Here is a 16226-nt window from a genome sequence, read left to right as displayed (position 1 = left end):
GGCAGCTCCCGCAGCTCCTGGCACCGCATCGGCGCGTGGAAGGACCGGACCCTGCGGTGAGCGACAATCAGAATCTGCTCGCGGAGCAGCGTCGCGCGCTGATCCTCGACGAGGTACGGCGCCGGGGCGGCGTCCGCGTCAACGAACTCACCCGCAAGCTCAATGTCTCGGACATGACGGTCCGCAGGGATCTGGACGCGCTGGCCCGCCAGGGTGTCATCGAGAAGGTGCACGGCGGCGCGGTGCCGGTGGTCGAGGCGTCCACGCACGAGCCGGGGTTCGAGGCCAAGTCCGGGCTCGAACTGAGCGCCAAGGAGGACATCGCGCGGGCAGCGGCGGCGATGGCGGCGCCGGGCAGCGCCATCGCCCTGTCCGGCGGGACCACGACCTACGCCCTCGCCCAGCATCTGCTGGACGTGCCCGATCTGACCGTGGTGACGAACTCGGTGCGCGTCGCCGATGTCTTCCACGCCGCCCAGCGGATCGCGGGCGGCAGCGGACAGCGGTCGGGCGCCGCGACGGTGGTGCTGACCGGCGGGGTGCGTACGCCGTCCGACTCGCTGGTGGGCCCGGTGGCCGACCAGGCGATCCGGTCGCTCCACTTCGATGTGCTGTTCCTCGGGGTGCACGGCATATCGGCAGAGGCGGGGCTGTCCACGCCCAACCTCGCGGAGGCCGAGACGAACCGCAGGTTCGTGCAGTCCGCGCGGCGGGTGGTGGTGGTCGCCGACCACACCAAGTGGGGCACTGTGGGGCTGAGTTCGTTCGCGACACTGGAGGACGTGGACGCGTTCGTCACCGACTCGGGGCTCTCCGACGACGCCCGCGAGGAGATCAACGAGTATCTGCCGGGCCTTGTCGTGGCGGGTGGCCGCGAGGCCATCGGCTGACGGCGCGGGTCAGGCCGCCCGCCGGTCCGGCGGCGCGCTCCCCGGTCCGCGGGCCAATCCGGACGGCCGTCGGCCACGAAGGACCGTGCGGGGGCCGGACGGCACAGCCGTACGGTCCCGGGAGCCACCGGCCAGGAAAGGAAGTCCCGCGCGTGTCCGAACGGCGCGATGACGGCGTGCAGCAGCCCGCCCTGATACTCACCAGGCCCTGCAAGGCCCCGAAGGCCGCGGTGCTGCTGTTGCACGGCGGCCGGGCCGACGGTCTGCGCCCGCCGCCGTCGTGGAATCTGCCGGAGGCCCGGATGCGGCCCATCGCCTCGCGGATCGCCGCGGCCACGGCGGGGCACTCCGTACTGCTGGGACGGATCCGCTACCGGTACCGGGGCTGGAACGGCGCCCGCGCGGACGCTGCGTACGACGCGCGGCGCGCCCTCGATGAACTCGCCGCGGCCGCGGGCGGCATCCCGGTGGTGCTCGTCGGGCACTCCATGGGCGGCCGGGCGGCGCTGAGCGCGGCCTCGCACCCGTCGGTACGCGCGGTGGTCGGCCTGGCCCCCTGGTGCCCGCCGGACGAGGCGGCCGGTCATCTGGGCGGCCGCACGGTCGTACTGCTGCACGGGGACCGGGACCGTACGACCGATCCCGGGGGAAGCGCCGCCTTCGTGCGCAGGGCACGGGAATCGGGCGCGCGGGCGTGCGCCCTGACGGTCACCGGCGGGGATCACGCGATGCTCCGCAGGCCGGGCCTCTGGCACACCCTCACGGCCGGTACGGTCGCGGGGCTGCTGGAACTGGGGCCGCTGCCCGGCGCGGTGGACCGGGCGCTGGACTCCGGGGCGGCCCAGGCGGTGTGAGGCGGGCCGGCCCGACCACAGCACCTGGGCCGTGACCGGTCTCAGCCCGTGGCGGCGCCGCGGCGCGCGGTCCGGCTCACCTTCGCCGCCCAGGCGACCAGCGGCAGTTGGAGCGGCAGCCGGGCGAGCGCCGCCGCCTTCAGCGGTGTGGGCCGGTGCCGCCAGTCGTACGCCATCTGCACATTCGCGGGGAAGACCGCCACGAAGAGACCGGCGGCGGCGCGTGCGCTGACCCTGCGGGTGGCGGGCACCGCCACCCCCGCCGCGAGCAGCAGCTCGACCGCGCCGCTGACCTGGGTGTACGTCCGGGCCCTGCCGGGCAGCCAGGGCGGCACCGTGCTGTCGAACGGGCGCGGGGCCAGGAAGTGGGCCGCTCCGGCACCGGCCAGGAGGGCGGCCAGATACTTCGTCGGACGGTCAGCGGCCGGCATGGGGCCTCCAGAGTTCGGTGCGCTGCGGCGTCCACATCGCACAGGTGCGCGTACGGAGTGATTCTTACTTCCCGGTAGCTTCCTTGGGAAGCCCGGCGGGTCCCCTGGAAAGCCCGGCGTCGCGCCGACGACCGCTTCCCCCGGTACAGACAGCTGATAAGCCGTCAGCTATGGTGTGCTGGCCCGTTCCCCGCCCACGTCTGGAGGTGCGGCCCGATGGCTCACCGGCTCCGCCCCGTCGAGCTCGACTTCGCCGAGACCGCACCGCTGCGCCTGGTCTTCGCCGCAGGCGTGTCCGCCGCCCCCGACGCCGTCTACCGGGCGCTGGCCGAGGACGTAGCGGACTGGCCGTCCTGGTTCACCGCGGTCACCATGGCCAGGGCCACCGACGGGGGTCGCGAGGTGCGGCTCAAGGGCGGCACCCGCTTCCTGGAGACCGTGCTCGCGGCCGACCCCGCCGCCCGGTACGCCTACCGGGTGGACGAGACCAACACCCCGGGCCTGCGGGCCCTGCTGGAGGAGTGGCGGCTCACCGCGACGGACTCCGGGACCCGCGTCCAGTGGACGTTCGCGGCGGACGGACCCGCTCCGCTGCTGGCCGGGATCCGGTTCGGCCGGTCCGGCCTCGGGCGGGCCTTCCGCGACGCGACGCGCAAGCTGGACGGCCGGATCGCCGCGGCGACGGCGTGAACTCAGGCCCTCACTCGGTGACTCGGGTCCTCACTCGGTCCAGACGCCGGTGGCCAGCAGCCGTTCGATGGCCGCGGTGTACGGCGTGATGTCGAGGCCCTGCTCCTCCAGCCAGCTGTCGGAGTAGTACTTGTCCAGGTAGCGGTCGCCCGGGTCGCAGAGCAGGGTGACCACGCTGCCCGTACGGCCGTCGGCCACCATCTCCGCGACGATCTTCAGCGCGCTCCACAGCCCCGTACCGGTCGATCCGCCCGCCTTGCGCCCCATGACCCGGTCGAGTGCGCGGACCGCGGCGACGCTGGCCGCGTCCGGCACCTTCATCATCCGGTCGATGGCGCCGGGCACGAAGCTCGGCTCCATCCGGGGCCTGCCGATGCCCTCGATACGTGAGCCGCAGTCGCTGGTGGCGGTCGGGTCGTTCCGGGTCCAGCCGTCGAAGAAACAGGAGTTCTCCGGATCGGGGACACAGATCCGGGTGTCGTGCTGCATGTAGTGCACATAGCGGGCGATGGTCGCGGATGTGCCGCCCGTCCCCGCCGTCGCGACGATCCAGGCGGGCTCGGGGTACCGCTCCAGCCTCAGCTGCTGGTAGATGGACTCGGCGATGTTGTTGTTGCCCCGCCAGTCGGTGGCCCGTTCCGCGTACGTGAACTGGTCGATGTAGTGACCGCCGGTCGAAGCGGCGAGGGATCCTGCCTCCTCGTACATCTTCCGCGAGTCGTCCACGAAGTGGCAGCGGCCGCCGTGGAATTCGATCAGCCGGCACTTCTCCTGGCTGGTGGTGCGCGGCATGACGGCGATGAAGGGGACGCCGATGAGCCCGGCGAAGTACGCCTCGGACACCGCGGTCGAGCCGCTGGACGCCTCGATGACCGGCTTCCCCGGCCTGATCCAGCCGTTGCAGAGTCCGTAGAGGAAGAGCGAGCGGGCGAGCCGGTGCTTCAGGCTGCCCGTGGGGTGGGTGGACTCGTCCTTGAGGTAGAGGTCGATGCCCCACTCCTCGGGGAGCGGGAATCGCAGCAGATGGGTGTCGGCGGACCGGTTCGCGTCGGCCTGCACCTTGCGGACCGCCTCCTTGAGCCAGGCCCGGTACTCCGGGTCGCTGCGGTCCACATCGGCGGTCGCCGCGGCTCCGCCTCCAGGTCCCTGTGCGCTCGTACTCACGCGTGCCGCCCCTCATGGTGTCCGCTCCGCTGTCCGTCCGTGACGATACCCGCCCCACCTGCACAAACATTCACTTTGACCACCCATAGGGCTGACTTGCGGAACCGCGGGACATAACGGCACATGCCAGTTCGGCCCGGTTACCCCCGGTGCACTGGTGCGCGGGCCCGCATCCCGGCACACTGCCGTGAGGGAGACGAACGGAAGAGGGCGGGGAGAACGATGTCGGAAGCGGAATTCACTGCGACGGGTGTACGGATCGAGCGGTGGACCCGTTCGCTCACCCGGGCCGGACAGGTCCTGATCAAGGACGGCAGACTCGCCCTGCTCACCAGCAGCGGACGCGAGATCGACAGCGCCCCGCTGACCACCGTCAGCGCGGGAAAGCCGTGGTTCGCCAAGGTCGGCCGCATGGTGGCGACCGTCAACGGCACCCGCTACCGGCTGACCATGGGCCAGCGGAATGTGCCCCTCGACAGCTCCAGGTCGGTCGCCAGGTTCCTGGACGCGGTGCACCGGGGCAGCAGGCGCTGACCCGGGCGCGAGTTGCGAAGCCCCATCCCCTGGGTGACTCTGGTGTCACATCACTAACGGTTCACCGGCGGTCACGCTGAGAACAGCTCTCCGCCGGACACTTCGTCTTCTTCCGGACCTCATTCGGGGAGTCGCAGCCGTGATCACCCAGCCGACCAGGCATTGCGCCGTAGAACTTCAAGCCCTTCCGTCCCGTATCGGGCAGGTCCGCAGAATCGTATCGGCGCAGCTGCGCTACTGGCATCTCGATCCTCTGATCGACCAAGCAGCGCTGGGCGTCACCGAGTTGCTCACCAATGTCCACCGGCACGCCCAGCCGGACAAACTGTGCACCGTCGAGATGGATCTGCTGCTCGACCGGCTCACGGTCTCGGTCCACGACCATGACCCCCGGATGCCCCTGGTGTGCGACGCCGAGCAGTTCGCCACCTGTGGGCGCGGGCTCTCGATGATCGCCGCCGTCAGCGAGTGCTGGGGCGTGCGGCCGCAGGGAGCGACGGGCAAAGTCGTGTGGTTCACGCTGCCGGCCGCGCCGCCCGCCACACCGCTCGACCTCGCCCACCGCACTCCGGTGTACGGCGCCACGACATCGGGGCCGTTCGCCTACGACCGCCCGTCGGCCGACTCCGCGCTGGTGAGCTGACCCGACGGCCGTACGACGGTGGGGCGGGCATCGCAGCGTCGCTGCGATGCCCGCCCCACGGTGGGACGATGCCGGCGGGTCAGACGGGCCCGCTTCTCGATGTGGGACCGAACTGTTCGTCGAGGACGGACAGCCGGCGCCAGTACTCCTCCTCGTCGATCTCGCCGGAGGCGAACCTGCGGCCGAGAATCGCGATCGGGGCGTGCTCGCCCTGGGCGGAGCGCATCTGGCCGGGGCCCTGCCACGGGCCTCGCCTGCCGCGCCACACGGTACGGCGCAGAACGGTGACGACCGTGAAAATGACCGCCGCCCAGAGGAACGGGAAGAGCAGGATCCACGGCCCGGGTCCTGCGAAGGCCAGCGTGTTCATGTCGGTTCAGCTCCTCGGTGGGAAGGCTCTCCACTGTTTTCCCTACTGACATCGAGCTTCCCGCTCCGGGAGGCCGATGGCGTCGTACGGCCGGCGGCCGTGCGCGTGCGCCGACGTGAGTACGAGGGGACTTCCGGGCTGCTTCCCGGACTGGTGCTTCCCGGCCACTTTCCAGGCCGCTCTTCCCGCCCCCTCCCCACAGCCCTCTCGCTGGATTCTGTACCTACTAGTATGTACATTGACCGTATGAGCACTGCTGAGCGGCTGATCGAGTCCACCCGCGAGCTGCTGTGGGAGCGCGGCTACGTGGGCACCAGCCCCCGGGCGATCCAGGAGCGCGCGGGCGCCGGGCAGGGCAGCATGTACCACCACTTCGCGGGCAAACCCGATCTGGCGCTGACAGCGATCCGGCGTACGGCGGAGGAACTGCGCGCCACGGCCGAGACCTCGTTGGGGGGCGACGGTTCCGCCTACGAGCGGATTTCGGCCTATCTGCTGCGCGAGCGCGATGTGCTCCGCGGGTGCCCCGTCGGAGGGCTGACCATGGATCCGGACATCATCGCGAGCGACGAACTGCGCGCCCCGCTCGACGAGACACTCGGTTGGCTGCACGGGCGGCTCGCCACCATCGTCGAGGAGGGCCGGCAGCAGGGGGAGTTCAGCGCGGCGCTCACCCCGCAGGAAACCGCGGCGACCATCGTGGCGACCGTACAGGGCGGCTATGTGCTGGCCCGCGCGGCCGGTTCACCCGCCGCGTTCGACAGCGCGGTCGGCGGGCTGCTCGCCCTCCTGGCCCCGCCCGCCTGACCGTCTGCCCCTGACCGCCTCACCCGAGGAGTACGCCATGCACGCGATGCAGTACGACATCACCCTGCCCGCCGACTACGACATGGGCATCATCCGCGACCGGGTGGCCACCCGGGGCCATCTCCTCGACGACTTCCCCGGACTGGGGCTGAAGGCGTATCTCATCCGCGAGCGCGGCCCGCAGTCACCGGTGAACCAGTACGCGCCGTTCTACCTCTGGGCCTCCCCCGCCGGCATGAACTCCTTCCTCTGGGGGCCTGGCTTCCAGCACATCGTCGACGACTTCGGGCGGCCCGAGGTGCAGCACTGGACGGGTCTCGCCCATGAAGAGGGAGTGGCCTCAACCACCGTGCCACGCACCGCAGTCCGGCGGAGACAGCCCATCGCTCCCGGCACCGATCTGCCGTCGGCGGTCGAGGACGCCGTGACGCGGACGGCACGCTTCGCCCGGCTCGACGGGGTCGTGTGCGCGTCCGTCGCCGTCGATCCGCGCCGCTGGGAACTGGTCCACTTCTCACTCTGGGCCGACGACGCCCCCGAAGCGGTGGGCGACCGTTTCGAGGTACTGCACCTGTCGGCGCCCGAGCGCCCCGCGCTGACCGGGGGCAGGCAGTGGTGACCACCGTCCGCACCGTACTCGGCGACATCCCGGCCACCGAGCTGGGAGCGACCGACGCGCACGATCACCTCTTCCTCCGCAGTCCGCTGCTGCCAGGACAGGAACTGGACGATCCCGTAAGGGCCGGAGAGTCGCTGCGGGAATTCCTGCGCCTCGGTGGGCGGTCGGTGGTGCAGTGGACGCCGCACGGCATGGGGCGTGAGCCCGCAGCACTGGCGGCGCTCGCTCGCGGGACCGGCGCCCATCTGGTGGCGGCCACCGGACTGCACCGAGCGGCGCACTACCGGCCCGAGCCGCTGAGCAGGATCGTCGGGACGGCTGCCGAGTTGTTCGTCTCCGAGCTGACGGAGGGCATCGGGGACACCGGCGTGCGGGCCGGACTGATCAAGGTCGCGGGGGGCTTTCACGGGCTGGACGCCCACGCCCGGCAGACGATGCGGGCGGCGGCGTCGGCACATCACCGCACGGGTGCGCCCATCGCCGTACACCTGGAGCTCGGAACGGGTGCGATGGACGTACTCGGCCTGCTCTGCCGCGAGTTGGACGTACCACCACAGAGTGTGGTCCTCGGCCATCTCGGCCGGTGCCCCGACTCCGTCGTGCACCACGAGGCAGCCGAGGCAGGGGCGTTCCTCGCGTTCGACGGGCCTTCGCGCGCGAACCACGCCACCGACTGGCGGCTGCCGGAACTGCTGCTCTCCCTGGCGGACGCGGGGTACAGTGACCGGCTGCTGCTGGGCGGGGACACCACGACGCCGGATACCCCGGGCATGTCCCACCTGCTCGGACCACTCCGCTCACGGCTGGAACTCACCCTGGGGGAAAGCCTCCTGGAGCAGATCTTCAGCGGGAATCCGGCGCGCGCGTTCGCGCTCGCGCCTCACCGGAAGGGCTGATCCCCGGCCGTCCAGCCCCTCAGCTCCTCAGTCACTCAGTCACTCAGTCACTCAGTCACTCAGCCGACGATGGAGAGCGGGTCGTCGAGGACCGGCTGCCAGGCCAACTCCGCCGCTCCGACCAGGCTGTTGTGGTCCAGCGTGCAGGGCAGGATCGGCACGCCGCCGCTGCGCCCCCACAGGCTGCGGTCGGCGACGACGGCGCGCAGCCGCTCCGGGTCCGCGTCCAGCAGCTCGCGGTGGAGACCGCCGAGGATGATGCGGTCCGGGTTGAGGATGTTCACCAGACCGGCCAGACCGAGTCCGAGGCGGTCGACGATCTCCTGGGCGGCGATCCGTACCCCCGGGTCGTCGTACTCCGTACGGAGAATGTCCCGCGACTGCTGGAGCAGTGAGCCCTCGGGGCCGGGCGTGCGTCCTGCGGCGGTGAGGAACGCCAGCGGGTCGGTCTCGACGTCGAGGCAGCCCCGGCTTCCGCAGTAGCAGGGGCGGCCGTCGGGGTTGACCGTGAGGTGCCCGACCTCCAGGGCCAGGCCCGAACTCCCCGTGTGCAGACGGCCGTCGAGGACCAGGGCGCCGCCGACACCGCGGTGCCCGGTGGCCACACAGAGCAGATGCTGGGCGCCTCGGCCCGCTCCGTGGCGGTGTTCGGCGAGCGCCGCGAGGTTGACGTCGTTGCCGGTGAAGGCGGGGCCGGTGATGCCTGCCGCGCGGACCCGGTCGGCGAAGATGTCGCGGACCGGCTCCCCCGCGGGCCATGCGAGGTGCAGCGGGTTGAGCGCCGTACCCTCCGGTTCGGCGACCGCCGACGGCACCGCGAGCCCCGCTCCGACGCAGCGCAGACCGCTGTCGCGCAGCAGCGCGGCACCCTCGTCGACGACAGCCCCGAGGACCTGCGCCGGGTCGGCCGAGACCGTGACACAGCCGGGCGATGTGGCGACGGCCCGGCCGCCGAGCCCGACGAGCGCGGCGCGGAAGCCGTCCGCGTGCACCTGGGCGGCGAGTACGACGGGTCCTCCGGTGTTGACCGACAGCCGGTGCGACGGCCGGCCCTGGGAGCCGGCGGCGGCGGGGCGGGAGTCGACCTGGATCAGCCCGAGCGATTCGAGCTCGGCCGCTACGGCTCCTGCGGTGGCCCGGGTGACTCCCAGCTCCGCCGTGAGCACGGCCCGGGTGGGAGCGCGGCCCGTGTGGACCAGCTCCAGCGCCGGTCCCAGCGCGCTGCGGCCACGCTCCAGCTTCGTCCGGTTGGTCGTCACCTTGCCGTTCATGGGGGCGAGTCTCCCATGATCCCGGGCGGCGCAAGACGATCCGGTACCGCCCTTGTTCACGGCCACCGCTCCCCCTATCCTTCTTTTGTGCCGAATCTAAACAAAGTCGGGACGGCTCTTGCGGGAGGTCCGGGCGAAAACAGCGCCATACCCTCCCTGCTCCGTCTCCGGGTCACCCTCACCGTCTTCTTCGCCCTGGACGGATTCCTGTTCGCCGGCTGGGTGGTCCGCATCCCCGCGATCAAGCAGCAGACCGGCGCATCGGCGAGCGCGCTCGGCCTGGCGCTGCTGGGGGTGTCGGCCGGGGGCGTGATCACGATGATGCTCACGGGGCGGCTGTGCCGGCGCTTCGGCAACCATCCCGTCACCGTCGCCTGCGCGGCCCTCCTCTCGGTGAGTATCGCGCTGCCGCCGCAGATGCACTCGGCGCTCACCCTCGGCCTGGTCCTGCTGGTGTTCGGCGGCGCGTACGGCGGGCTGAACGTGGCGATGAACAGCGCCGCCGTCGATCTGGTCGCCGCGCTCCGCCGCCCGGTGATGTCCAGCTTCCACGCCGCTTTCAGCCTCGGCGGCATGGTCGGCGCGGGTGCGGGCGGACTCGTCGCGGGCCGGCTGTCGGCGTCGTCCCACCTGCTCGGCCTGACCGCCGTGGGCCTCCTGGTGACCTGTGTGGCCGGCCGTGATCTGCTCCGGCATCCCGTCCCGTCCGTCCCGTCCGCGCCGCGGACCGCCGTACGGGAGACGGCGAAGCCCCGCCGCCTCGACAGCCACAGCAGGCGGCTGGTGCTGGTCTTCGGGACGATCGCCCTGTGCACCTCGTACGGGGAGGGGGCCATGGCCGACTGGAGCGCCCTGCATCTGAAGCAGGACCTGCACGCGCATCCGGGCCTCGCGGCCGCCGCGTACTCGCTCTTCGCGCTCGCCATGACCGTCGGCCGGTCCACCGGCACCGCACTGCTCGAACGGCTCGGCCAGACCCGCGCCCTCGTCGGCGGCGCGACCCTGGCGGCGGCTGGCCTGCTGCTGGGGGCCCTCGCGCCCACGGTGTGGCTGGCCCTGATCGGGTTCGTGATGGCCGGGCTCGGACTGGCCAACAGCTTCCCCGTGGCGATCGGCCGGGCAGGCGCGCTGGCGGGCCCCGGCGGGGTCGCCACCGCCTCCACCCTGGGCTACGGGGGCATGCTGATCGGCCCGCCCGTGATCGGCTTCCTCGCCGACTGGCTGACGCTGCCCATCGCCCTCACCACGGTGGCGCTGCTCGCCGCGGTCGCCGCGCTGATCGGGTACGCCAGCCGCAACGCATCGGCGCCCGCGGCCGCCTGACGCCCTGGCACAATCGCCCGTATGGATCCCCTGCCGACCGGCACCTTCATCTCGGCCCTCGACCGTGAGGGGCGTCTGCTCGCCACCGCCGCCGCCCGGGCCGGCACGGGGGCCGCGGTGCCCACCTGCCCCGGCTGGGACGTACGGGATCTGCTGCGGCACACCGGCTCGGTGCACCGCTGGGCGACCGCCTTCGTCGCGGAGGGGCACACCCGCTTCCACCGGCCCGCCGCCGGGCCCCGTACCGACGGGGACGAACTCATCGACTGGTTCGGGGCAGGACACCGTTCGCTGGTGGCCGCGCTGGCCGCCGGACCGGAGGATCTGGACTGCTGGACCTTCCTGCCCGCGGCGTCACCGCTCGCGTTCTGGGCCCGGCGGCAGGCACATGAGACCGCCGTGCACCGGATGGACGCCGAATCGGCGCTCGGCGCCGAACCGGGCCCGCCGGAACCGGAGTTCGCCGCAGACGGCATCGACGAGCTGCTGCGCGGGTTCCACGCGAGGCCCAGGAGCCGGGTGCGTACGGAGGGGCCGCGTACGCTTCGAGTACGGGCCACCGACACCGGGGACGTATGGACCGTGCACCTCTCGGCGGAACCGCCCCGCGCCGAGTACACCGGCGAAGGCCCCGCCGACTGCGAGCTGAGCGGGGAGGCCGCACTGCTCTACGCGACGCTGTGGAACCGCCGTCCGCTCTCCGGCCTGTCCGTCACCGGCGATGCCGCCCTGGCCCGGTTCTGGCGGGAGAACTCCGCGGTCTGAGGAACGGGCGGGGTGTTCGGGGCAGAGTTGACGCCAGAGCCACGGCCTGAGCCACGGCCCGTGTTCAGCCCAGCCAGCCGGGGCGCACCAGCCCCGACTCGTACGCCAGCACCACGAGCTGGGCACGGTCGCGGGCGCCGAGCTTCACCATGGCGCGGCTGACATGGGTCTTGGCGGTGAGCGCGCTGACGACGAGCCTGCGGGCGATCTCCTCGTTGGAGAGGCCGATACCGACGAGCGCCATCACCTCGCGCTCGCGTTCGGTGAGCCGGCCGAGGCCGACGGCTTCGGCGGGTTCCTTGGAGCGCGCGGCGAATTCGGCGATGAGTCTGCGTGTCACCCCCGGCGAGAGCAGTGCGTCCCCGTCGACCACCGCCCGTACCGCACGCAGCAGTTCGTCCGGCTCGGTGTCCTTGACCAGGAAGCCGGAGGCCCCCGAGCGGATCGCCTCGAAGACGTACTCGTCGAGCTCGAAGGTGGTGAGCATGACCACCTTGACCCCGTCCAGATCGGGGTCGGCGGTGATCTTCCGGGTGGCGGCCAGACCGTCGAGCACCGGCATCCGGATGTCCATCAGCACGACGTCCGGCCGCAGTTCGCGCACCAGCGTCAGCGCCTCGGCACCGTCGGCGGCCTCGCCGGTCACCTCGATGTCCGGCTGGGCCCCGAGCAGCGCCTGGAATCCGGCTCTGACCAGGGACTGGTCGTCGGCGAGCAGGACACGGATCACGGTGACTCCTCAGGTGCGGCGGGTGGTGCGGCGGGCCCGGTGGGTGGTGCGGCGGGCGGACCCGCGGTCGGCCCGGTGGGCGGTGGGCCGGGCGGCGCTGCGAGCGGCGCGTCGGGTGGTCCGGGGCTGGGCGCGGAAGCCCCGCCGGTGAACGGGATGACGGCCTCGACCCGGAACCCGCCACCCTGGCGCGGCCCCGCGTCGATCGTGCCACCCAGGGCGGCCGCCCGCTCCCGCATGCCCACCAGGCCGTTGCCGCTGCCTCCCGCCTCGTCGTGGGTGGCCGGTCCTTCGTCCTCGATCCGCAGGACCAACCGCTGCGGGGCATAGGCGAGGGTGATGCGGGCGGTACGTGACCCGGAGTGGCGCACCACGTTGGTCAGCGCCTCCTGGACGATGCGGAAGGCGGCGAGGTCGGCACCGGGCGGGAGCTCTCTGCGCGCTCCTTCGGTGACGGTGTCCACGGTCAGACCGGCGGCGGACGCCTGCTCCACGAGTTCGCCGAGCCGGTCGAGTCCAGGGGCCGGGGCCCGCGGGGCCGCGCCGGGCGCCCGCAGGGTGTCCAGCACCTGGCGCACCTCCCCCAGCGCCTCCTTGCTCGCGGCCTTGATGGTGGTCAGAGCGGTACGCGCCTGCTCGGGGTCGGAGTCCAGGAGAGCGAGCCCGACACCCGACTGCACATTGATGACCGAGATGCTGTGGGCCAGTACGTCGTGGAGCTCACGGGCGATACGCAGCCGCTCCTCGTCGGCGCGGCGCTTCTCGGCGGCCCGGCGTTCGGCACGTTCGCGGGCCCACCGCTCGCGCCGCACCCTGGCCAGCTCGGAGGCGGCGAGGATCGCCACCACCCAGGCGGTGACCGCCAGTTCCTGCCCCCAAGGGGCGGCGTGATCGCCGGCGGGCGGCAGCCGGCGGTAGAGCCAGTGCGCGGCCAGGACGTGTCCGGCCCAGAGCATGCCGACGGCGGACCAGGCGGCATAGCGGTGACCGGCGACGATGGCGCCGAAGCAGCCGACGGCGACGGTGAGGAACACGGGGCCGTACGGATATCCGGCGCCCAGATAGACCATCGCGCAGGCCGCGGTGGCGAAGGCGGTGAGGACCGGGTACTTGGTGCGGAGCAGCAGGAACGCCTGCCCGGCCACCAGCAGCAGCCGGGCCCACACATCGAGCGGGGCGCGGCCGGCCTGCTCGTGGGCGGCGATGGTGGTGCCCACCAGGACGATCACGGTGAGGACCAGCGTGGAGCGCCAGGGCACCCGGCCCGCGGGCGCCCCCTCCCAGTGCGGCCGCCACCGGCCGGGGCCGTCGTGCTCCCACGCCCCGTGCCGCCGACCGGGCCCGCCGCGCCCGCCGCGCCCGGACCGCCCGCCGGGCCCGCCACGCCCGCGCGCCGGACGGTCCTGGCCGGGCCGTCCGTGCGCCCGCGACAGACCGCCCCTCAGGGGTCCGCGTCGCTGGTCGGTGCCGGGCTCGTCCATGGGAGCAACGCTAGACCGGCGGGGGCGCCCGGGGCGTCAGCCAGGCGTGGCGGTCACGTCTACTCCCGGCGGAGTAGACCGACGGAGTCAGCGAGCCCGTCCGCGGCCCGTTCGAAGAAGGCGTCGCGATCCGTCACCACCTGTTTGAACTGGCCGAAGACCTCGAAGGTGATCAGCCCGAACAGCTGCGCCCAGGCCGCGGTGAGTGCGAGGGCCGCGGCGGGCGGCAGGTCCGGGGCGATTTCCGCCGCCAGTCGGTCCGCCTCGGACCGCAACACGGCAGGCACCGGCGGAAGCGCGACGCCGTCGCCGCGGTAGGCGTCGCCGACGATGGAGATCAGGACGAGGGCCACCCTCGACGCGGGGCCGACGGTCGCGCCGGGCGCGGTGTAGCCCGGTACCGGGGAGCCGTAGATCAGGGCGTATTCGTGCGGACGGGCGAGCGCCCAGCCGCGGACCGCCGTACAGACGGTGACCCAGCGGGAGCGGGGCGCGGCCCGGCCCGCTCCGGCGAGAGCGGCCTCCGCGGTCTCGCCGATCGCGTCGTAGGCGTCGACGATGAGAGCGGTGAGGAGTTCGTCACGGCTCGGGAAGTACCGGTAGAGCGCGGAGGAGACCATGCCCAGTTCGCGCGCGACCGCGCGGAGGGAGAGGTTCGCGGCGCCCTGGTCGGCGAGTTGTCTGCGCGCCTCGTCCTTGATGGCCGCGGTGATCTCGGTACGGGCTCGTTCTCTGGCTCCTCGGACAGCACTCATGGTGGCCAGTCTGCCAGATTCCAGATCACTGACCAATAACGAGAGCAGTGCTCTTGCTTTGGATCGGCAATCAGTGCACACTGCTCTTAAGCGAGAGCAGTGCTCACACTTTCGCTCGTCTCACACATCACTGAGGAGAACCCCATGACCACCTACGTCAGGAAGCCCGGCTGGTTCACGGTCCAGGTGCTCAACCGGACGGTCGCCTGGCTGACCAGGCGCGGCGTCAGCGTCTGGGGGTCCCGGATCCTGGCGGTGCGCGGACGCAAGAGCGGCCAGTGGCGCCGTACCCCGGTCAATCCGCTGAGGCTGGACAACGGCGAGTATCTGGTCGCCGCACGCGGGCACGTCCAGTGGACCCACAACATGCGCGCGGCAGGCGGCGGCGAGCTGCTGCTCGGCCGCAGATCGCAGCCCTTCCACGCGGTCGAGGTGCCCGACGGCGAGAAGCCGGAGATCCTGCGCGCCTATCTGAAGCGCTGGAAGATGGAGGTCGGGGCGTTCTTCGACGGCGTGAGCGCCGACTCGCCCGCCGCCGAACTCACCCGAATCGCCCCCGACCACCCCGTCTTCCGCATCACCACGCCGAAATAGCCGGCACAGGAGACCGAGCCCTAGTCGACCGGGCTGACCTCCCGGCCCGCGTCCTCGCCGTTACCGTTGCCGCCGATCGCCTCGTCCTCCGCGTCGGACACCGGCGCCCTGCCGGCCGCCCGGCCGCCGTCCCTGCGGTCCAGCACTCCGAGTGCCCGCTGCGCCAGCGGATGCGTACGCACCAGCTCGCCCAGTGACGTCGAGCCACGGGTGATCCCGGCGAACGCCTTCCAGGCCGGCCGGAACCCGGTGATCACCCCGTGCAGCATTCCCGGACGGCGCTCGAACACCTTCAGCATCCGGCGCCCGACCGCCATCTCGACGCCCAGACCTGCCTTGATGGCGAAGGCGTAGTTCAGCGCCTGGCGGCGGGCGTCCACGGCGTCGTGGGCCTCGGCGACCCGGACCGCCCACTCGCCGGCCAGCCGGCCCGAACGCAGCGCGAACGAGATCCCCTCGCGCGTCCACGGCTCCAGCAGCCCGGCCGCGTCCCCGCACACCAGCACCCGGCCCCGGGACAGCGGCGAGTCCTCGCTGCGGCACCGGGTCAGATGGCCGGACGAGACGGACGGCTCGAAACCGGCCAGCCCCTGCCGGGCGATGAAGTCCTCCAGATACCGCTTGGTGGCCGCACCCTCGCCGCGCGCCGAGATCACGCCGACGGTGAGCGTGTCGCCCTTGGGGAACACCCAGCCGTAACTCCCCGGGATGGGGCCCCAGTCGATGAGGACGCGCCCCGACCAGTCCTCGGCGACCGTCGGCGGAACCGGGATCTCGGCCTCAAGACCGAGATCCACCTGGTCCATCTTCACCCCGACATGGGCCCCTATCCGGCTGGCACTGCCGTCGGCACCGACGACCGCGCGGGCCAGCACCGTCCCGCCGTCGGCGAGGACGACCGCGACCGTGCGCCGGTCGGGCACGGCCGACCCGTGCTGCTCGACCCGGGAGACGGCGACACCGGTACGGACCTCGGCGCCCGCCTTCTGCGCCTCCTCGACCAGCCCCTGGTCGAACTCGGGCCTGTTGACGAGCCCGAAGAGCATCTGCTTGGACCGGCGGGTACGGGTCATCCTGCCGTTCATCGAGAACGTCACCGCGTACACCCGGTCGCGCAGCGGCAGTTCGAATCCCGGCGGCAGGGAGTCGCGCGACGGCCCGATGATGCCTCCGCCGCAGGTCTTGTAGCGCGGCAACTCGGCCTTCTCCAGCAGGAGAACCCTCCGTCCCGCCACGGCAGCGGCATACGCCGCGGAGGCACCGGCCGGACCTGCTCCGACCACCACCACATCCCATACCGGCTGGTCGTGCTCCGTGCCCGCGTCTGCGTTCTCGCTGCTCACGATGTGCTGCTGCTCCTGATCCGACCAGTGGCCCGTGCTTGTCGACGGCATACTACGGCGCGCTGC

At 72.3% G+C, this 16226-nt stretch carries 19 protein-coding genes; 11 read left to right on the top strand and 8 right to left on the bottom strand.

The annotated features are described in order from the left end of the window. The first annotated feature begins 56 nt into the window (after positions 1-56). Together OG510_RS34550 and OG510_RS34545 are read left to right on the top strand one after the other, a co-directional pair. A complete protein-coding gene (locus tag OG510_RS34550; protein ID WP_406141958.1) occupies positions 57-890 on the top strand; it encodes a DeoR/GlpR family DNA-binding transcription regulator in 834 nt (277 codons plus the stop codon). Positions 891-1042: 152 nt separating this feature from the next. Continuing rightward, positions 1043-1744, top strand: a complete 702-nt coding sequence (locus tag OG510_RS34545) for an alpha/beta hydrolase (RefSeq protein WP_406141957.1) — start codon at positions 1043-1045, stop codon at positions 1742-1744. 41 nt (positions 1745-1785) lie between these two features. On the opposite strand, the gene OG510_RS34540 is transcribed toward OG510_RS34545, so the two are convergent. Beyond that, positions 1786-2175, bottom strand: coding sequence for a hypothetical protein (locus OG510_RS34540; RefSeq protein ID WP_406141956.1), 390 nt, complete (start codon positions 2173-2175; stop codon positions 1786-1788). 216 nt (positions 2176-2391) lie between these two features. Here OG510_RS34540 and OG510_RS34535 point away from each other — a divergent pair, with 216 nt between their 5' ends. Continuing rightward, positions 2392-2865, top strand: coding sequence for an SRPBCC family protein (locus tag OG510_RS34535; protein ID WP_406141955.1), 474 nt, complete (start codon positions 2392-2394; stop codon positions 2863-2865). A gap of 30 nt (positions 2866-2895) precedes the next feature. Here the strand turns inward: OG510_RS34535 and OG510_RS34530 are convergent, their stop codons facing one another. Further along, entirely contained in the window at positions 2896-4029 is a 1134-nt protein-coding gene (locus OG510_RS34530; protein ID WP_164265665.1) for a PLP-dependent cysteine synthase family protein, read from the bottom strand. Positions 4030-4251: 222 nt separating this feature from the next. Between OG510_RS34530 and OG510_RS34525 the strand changes: the two genes are divergently transcribed. After that, positions 4252-4563: a hypothetical protein gene (locus OG510_RS34525; protein WP_406141954.1), complete on the top strand. Its 312-nt coding sequence runs from the start codon at positions 4252-4254 to the stop codon at positions 4561-4563. A gap of 139 nt (positions 4564-4702) precedes the next feature. Continuing rightward, the gene (locus OG510_RS34520; protein ID WP_406141953.1) at positions 4703-5206 is read left to right on the top strand and encodes an ATP-binding protein; all 504 of its coding nucleotides are present in this window, start codon (positions 4703-4705) and stop codon (positions 5204-5206) included. A gap of 79 nt (positions 5207-5285) precedes the next feature. On the opposite strand, the gene OG510_RS34515 is transcribed toward OG510_RS34520, so the two are convergent. After that, entirely contained in the window at positions 5286-5576 is a 291-nt protein-coding gene (locus OG510_RS34515; RefSeq protein WP_164265662.1) for an SHOCT domain-containing protein, read from the bottom strand. Between the two features lie 231 nt (positions 5577-5807). Here OG510_RS34515 and OG510_RS34510 point away from each other — a divergent pair, with 231 nt between their 5' ends. Genes OG510_RS34510 through OG510_RS34500 form a run of 3 tightly spaced genes read left to right on the top strand, consistent with a single transcriptional unit; the run spans position 5808 to position 7898 of the window. Continuing rightward, positions 5808-6383 carry a TetR/AcrR family transcriptional regulator gene (locus OG510_RS34510; RefSeq protein WP_406141952.1) on the top strand — a complete coding sequence of 192 codons (576 nt, stop codon included), beginning with the start codon at positions 5808-5810 and terminating at the stop codon, positions 6381-6383. 37 nt (positions 6384-6420) lie between these two features. After that, on the top strand, positions 6421-7002 hold the full coding sequence (locus OG510_RS34505) for a DUF4865 family protein (RefSeq protein WP_406141951.1): 582 nt from the start codon (positions 6421-6423) through the stop codon (positions 7000-7002). Continuing rightward, entirely contained in the window at positions 6996-7898 is a 903-nt protein-coding gene (locus OG510_RS34500) for a phosphotriesterase (protein WP_406141950.1), read from the top strand. The genes OG510_RS34505 and OG510_RS34500 overlap by 7 nt, the downstream gene beginning before the upstream one ends. Before the next feature lie 59 nt (positions 7899-7957). Here OG510_RS34500 and OG510_RS34495 read toward each other — a convergent pair whose 3' ends face one another. Further along, positions 7958-9169: an ROK family protein gene (locus tag OG510_RS34495; protein WP_406141949.1), complete on the bottom strand. Its 1212-nt coding sequence runs from the start codon at positions 9167-9169 to the stop codon at positions 7958-7960. A gap of 87 nt (positions 9170-9256) precedes the next feature. On the opposite strand from OG510_RS34495, the gene OG510_RS34490 reads away from it, so the two are divergent. Beyond that, on the top strand, positions 9257-10492 hold the full coding sequence (locus OG510_RS34490; RefSeq protein ID WP_406141948.1) for an MFS transporter: 1236 nt from the start codon (positions 9257-9259) through the stop codon (positions 10490-10492). A 21-nt stretch (positions 10493-10513) separates the two neighbouring features. Further along, the gene (locus OG510_RS34485; protein ID WP_406141947.1) at positions 10514-11257 is read left to right on the top strand and encodes a maleylpyruvate isomerase family mycothiol-dependent enzyme; all 744 of its coding nucleotides are present in this window, start codon (positions 10514-10516) and stop codon (positions 11255-11257) included. Between the two features lie 64 nt (positions 11258-11321). Here OG510_RS34485 and OG510_RS34480 read toward each other — a convergent pair whose 3' ends face one another. The 3 genes from OG510_RS34480 to OG510_RS34470 are packed head-to-tail and all read right to left on the bottom strand — an operon-like array spanning position 11322 to position 14223. After that, entirely contained in the window at positions 11322-11987 is a 666-nt protein-coding gene (locus tag OG510_RS34480) for a response regulator (protein WP_406141946.1), read from the bottom strand. Continuing rightward, the gene (locus tag OG510_RS34475; protein WP_406141945.1) at positions 11984-13468 is read right to left on the bottom strand and encodes a sensor histidine kinase; all 1485 of its coding nucleotides are present in this window, start codon (positions 13466-13468) and stop codon (positions 11984-11986) included. Before OG510_RS34475 ends, OG510_RS34480 begins: the two co-directional genes overlap by 4 nt. A gap of 59 nt (positions 13469-13527) precedes the next feature. Further along, positions 13528-14223, bottom strand: coding sequence for a TetR/AcrR family transcriptional regulator (locus OG510_RS34470; protein ID WP_406141944.1), 696 nt, complete (start codon positions 14221-14223; stop codon positions 13528-13530). 144 nt (positions 14224-14367) lie between these two features. Here OG510_RS34470 and OG510_RS34465 point away from each other — a divergent pair, with 144 nt between their 5' ends. Continuing rightward, positions 14368-14817, top strand: a complete 450-nt coding sequence (locus tag OG510_RS34465; RefSeq protein ID WP_406141943.1) for a nitroreductase family deazaflavin-dependent oxidoreductase — start codon at positions 14368-14370, stop codon at positions 14815-14817. A 20-nt stretch (positions 14818-14837) separates the two neighbouring features. On the opposite strand, the gene OG510_RS34460 is transcribed toward OG510_RS34465, so the two are convergent. Further along, a complete protein-coding gene (locus OG510_RS34460; RefSeq protein WP_406141942.1) occupies positions 14838-16160 on the bottom strand; it encodes a geranylgeranyl reductase family protein in 1323 nt (440 codons plus the stop codon). Positions 16161-16226: the final 66 nt, after the last annotated feature.

It is taken from the genome of Streptomyces sp. NBC_01089 (assembly GCF_045162975.1).
Classification (GTDB): domain Bacteria; phylum Actinomycetota; class Actinomycetes; order Streptomycetales; family Streptomycetaceae; genus Streptomyces.
Note: the sequence above shows the minus strand (reverse complement) of the source record. Positions and strands in the feature narration are given on the sequence as shown.